Consider the following 212-nt stretch of genomic DNA (forward strand, 5'->3'; position numbering starts at 1 on the left):
ACCACGGCCCTACCGTCGTCAACAGTCTTGACGATGTCGGCGCGCAGCTGATCGGTCTGCTTGGCATCAGCGTCCGGGGTGCTGATTTCCACGGACCGGTAGGCGTCGTTCTTACCGGTTTCCTTGTTCAGTACGGGGGTGATGTCGTTGATGGAGTTGGTGCCGGCCTCGGTGGTGCCCATCTCCTTGGCCATGTCATCAACGTTGATGTT

General features: G+C 59.0%; 1 pseudogene. It reads right to left on the bottom strand.

Annotated elements, in window-relative coordinates:
- Positions 1-212 (bottom strand): annotated as a pseudogene (locus ACLQ3F_RS31635) (C39 family peptidase); the annotation flags it as partial.

This window comes from Micromonospora sp. DT15 (assembly GCF_049841475.1).
Classification (GTDB): domain Bacteria; phylum Actinomycetota; class Actinomycetes; order Mycobacteriales; family Micromonosporaceae; genus Micromonospora.